The sequence below is a fragment of the Pyxidicoccus fallax genome (assembly GCF_012933655.1).
GTDB lineage: Bacteria > Myxococcota > Myxococcia > Myxococcales > Myxococcaceae > Myxococcus > Myxococcus fallax.
Window position 1 is genome coordinate 1 of record NZ_JABBJJ010000632.1, and the last position, 2936, is coordinate 2936.

Here is a 2936-nt window from a genome sequence, read left to right on the forward strand (position 1 = left end):
CACCGGGGGCGGCGTGGCGGCCGAGGCGGCGAGCGCCAGCGCGGGGTTCGCCTTGAGGTAGGCCTCGCGCCTCTCGGGCTGGGTGAGGACGTTGTGGGCGTCGGTGAGGCGCCGGAAGATGCGCTCCATGCGGGCGCGGAAGCTGCCCAGGTTCTTCCCGAAGTAGCGGTCCGGGTGGAAGCGACGCGATGCGTTGTAATACGCCTGCTTCACGTCCGCCGCGGGGGCACCCGGCTTCAGGCCCAGCACGGCGAAGTGGTCCATGGAGTCCAGCGAGCGCTCCAGCTCGATGACTTCCTTCTTCCGCTCCGGCTCGAGGTCCACCTCCTCGGCCATGGCGGCGTCCACCACCGGGGCGGGCTGCCCGCGCTGCACCACGCGGGCGGGGACGATGGCGCCCTTGGCGCGCAGCGCCAGCAGCACGGCGATGGTGCGCGCCTCGCCCAGCGAGGAGCGGGCCAGCACCGCGTCGATGCGCTCCACCCGGCCCACCAGCGACAGCACCGTCCCCTCCTCCGACGAGAGCTGGAGGCGGGCGGGGTCGAGGTTGGGCACCGTGGCGATGTGGTCCGTCCGGGCCCCCAGCCCGACGATCGTGTTTGGCGCGCTCACAAGGACGGTCCGCGGAAGGTCAGCGGGAAAGGTCAGACTAGGGTCCCGGACGCGGGGCGTCAAACGTCCGGGACACGGTTTCCGGGTTTCAGCGGGTGGGATGCCGCCGACACCACCTCACAGGGTGGCCAGCACGCGCTCGACGATGGCCAGGCCCTCGTCCAGCTCCTCGCGGGTGACGATGAAGGGAGGCGCGAAGCGCACGGTGCGCTCCCCCGCGGCATTCACCAGGAGTCCGGCCTCGCGCAGCAGGCCAATCACCGGGGCCACCTCGCGGTCCAGCTCCAGGCCCAGGAGCAGGCCCTGGCCGCGCACGGCCTGGATGCGGCCGGGGGGCAGGCGTCCCTGCAGCTCGCGGGCGCGGGCGAGGAAGTGCTCGCCCTTGGCGCGGACGTCCTGGAGGACCTCGGGGCGGCGGAGGATGCGCAGCACGGCGTTGGCGGCGGCGGCGGCCACGAGGTTGCCGCCGAAGGTGGAGCCGTGCGTGCCCGGGGTGAGGCTCTTGCCCAGCTCCTCGCGGCAGAGCATGGCGCCAATGGGCAGGCCGTTGCCCAGCGCCTTGGCCACGCTGATGGCGTCCGGGAGGATGCCCTCGTGCATGAAGCCGAAGGGCAGGCCGGTGCGGCCCATGCCCGTCTGCACCTCGTCCACGAAGAGCAGGAGCCCCCGCTCGTCGCACAGCGCGCGCAGCGCGGTGAGGAAGCCCGGGGGCGCGGCGCGCACCCCACCCTCGCCCTGGATGGGCTCCACGAGGATGGCGGCGGTGGCGGGGCCCACCGCGCGGCGGACGGCGTCGATGTCGCCGTAGGGCACGTGGGTGAAGCCCGCGGGCAGCGGCTCGAAGCCGGCGTGGTACTTGGCCTGGCCGGTGGCGGTGACGGTGGCCAGCGTGCGGCCGTGGAAGCTCTTCTCGAAGGTGATGACCTCGTAGCGCTCGGGCGTGCCGCGGTCCTTCATCACCTTGCGGGCCAACTTGAGCAGCGCCTCGTTCGCCTCGCCGCCCGAGTTGCAGAAGAAGGCGCGCGGCAGCCCGGACCACTCGGTGAGCTGGGCGGCCAAATCAATCTGCGGCTGCGAGTAGAAGACGTTGGAGACGTGCCACAGCGAGTCGAGCTGCGCCTTGGCCGCGGCCACCACCTCCGGGTGGCAGTGGCCGAGCGCGCACGTGGCGATGCCGCCCAGCAGGTCCAGGTACTCGCGCCCGTCCGCGTCCCACACGCGCGAGCCCTGGCCGCGCACGAGGACGACGGGCTGCTGCTTGTAGTTCTGCAGCAGGTGCCGCTTCGCCTTCTGGATGATGGCGTCGTTGGAGGGCGAAGCGGACGGGGCGGCGGGCGACGGCTGGGGTTGCGGCAAGGCGGTCATCCTTCTGCTGGGCGTGGCCCGCCGGATATAGCGCGCTAGAGGATGTAGCGCGACAGGTCCTCGTCCTGGACGATGGAGGTCAGGCGTTCACGCACATAAGCCGCGTCCACCTGGAAGTCCCTCGGGCCCATCTCCGAGGCCGCGAAGGACACCTCGTCCAGCAGCCGCTCCAGCACGGTGTGCAACCGCCGGGCTCCGATGTTCTGGGTGCGCTCGTTCGCCTGCTGGGCGATGCGCGCCAGCTCCACCACCGCGTCGTCGGTGAAGGACAGGCGCACGCCCTCGGTGGACAGGAGCGCGGTGTACTGGCGCAGGAGTGAATTCTTCGGCTCGCGCAGGATTCGGACGAGGTCCTCGCCGGAGAGGGGCTCCAGCTCCACGCGAATGGGGAAGCGGCCCTGGAGCTCGGGAATGAGGTCGCTGGGCTTGGAGACGTGGAAGGCGCCCGCGGCGATGAAGAGCATGTGGTCCGTCTTCACCATGCCGTACTTGGTGGTGACGGTGGAGCCCTCGACGATGGGGAGGATGTCGCGCTGGACGCCCTCGCGCGACACGTCCGGGCCGCCGCCGCCCTTGCCGCCCTCGCGGCTGGCGATCTTGTCGATTTCGTCGATGAAGACGATGCCACTGGACTCGGCGCGGGCCACGGCCTCGCGCTGGACGCGGTCCGGGTCCACGAGCTTCTGGGCCTCCTCCTGGCGCAGGAGCTGGAGGGCCTCGGGCACCTTCACGCGGCGGCGCCGCGTCTTGTTCATGCCCGGCATGTTCTTGAAGAGGTCCTGGAGGTTGACGCCAATCTCCTCCATGCCCTGGCCGGAGAAGCCGCGCATGAAGGTGGGGGCGGAGTCGGAGGTCTCCACCTCGACGAACTGGTCATCCAGGGTGCCGGCGCGCAGCTGGGCGCGGAGCTTCTCGCGCTCGGCGTCACCCAGGCGCGGGGGCGGCGGCGGCGTGGGTGG

3 protein-coding genes are annotated in these 2936 nt (G+C 71.6%); all 3 read right to left on the bottom strand.

Annotated features, from left to right (window positions below):
- The coding region (locus tag HG543_RS52870) for a DnaJ domain-containing protein (RefSeq protein WP_169352558.1) at positions 1-612 on the bottom strand (612 nt) is incomplete at its 3' end.
- A 117-nt stretch (positions 613-729) separates the two neighbouring features.
- Positions 730-1977, bottom strand: a complete 1248-nt coding sequence (locus tag HG543_RS52875) for an aspartate aminotransferase family protein (RefSeq protein ID WP_169352559.1) — start codon at positions 1975-1977, stop codon at positions 730-732.
- Between the two features lie 35 nt (positions 1978-2012).
- Positions 2013-2936: ATP-dependent protease ATPase subunit HslU (hslU, locus tag HG543_RS52880; protein ID WP_169352560.1), on the bottom strand; the 924-nt coding region annotated here is incomplete at its 5' end.

What these genes read in the sequence shown, in the direction of transcription:
- HG543_RS52875 (WP_169352559.1), bottom strand. Translation starts at nt 1,977, where the DNA reads ATGACCGCCTTGCCGCAACCCCAGCCGTCGCCCGCCGCCCCGTCCGCT.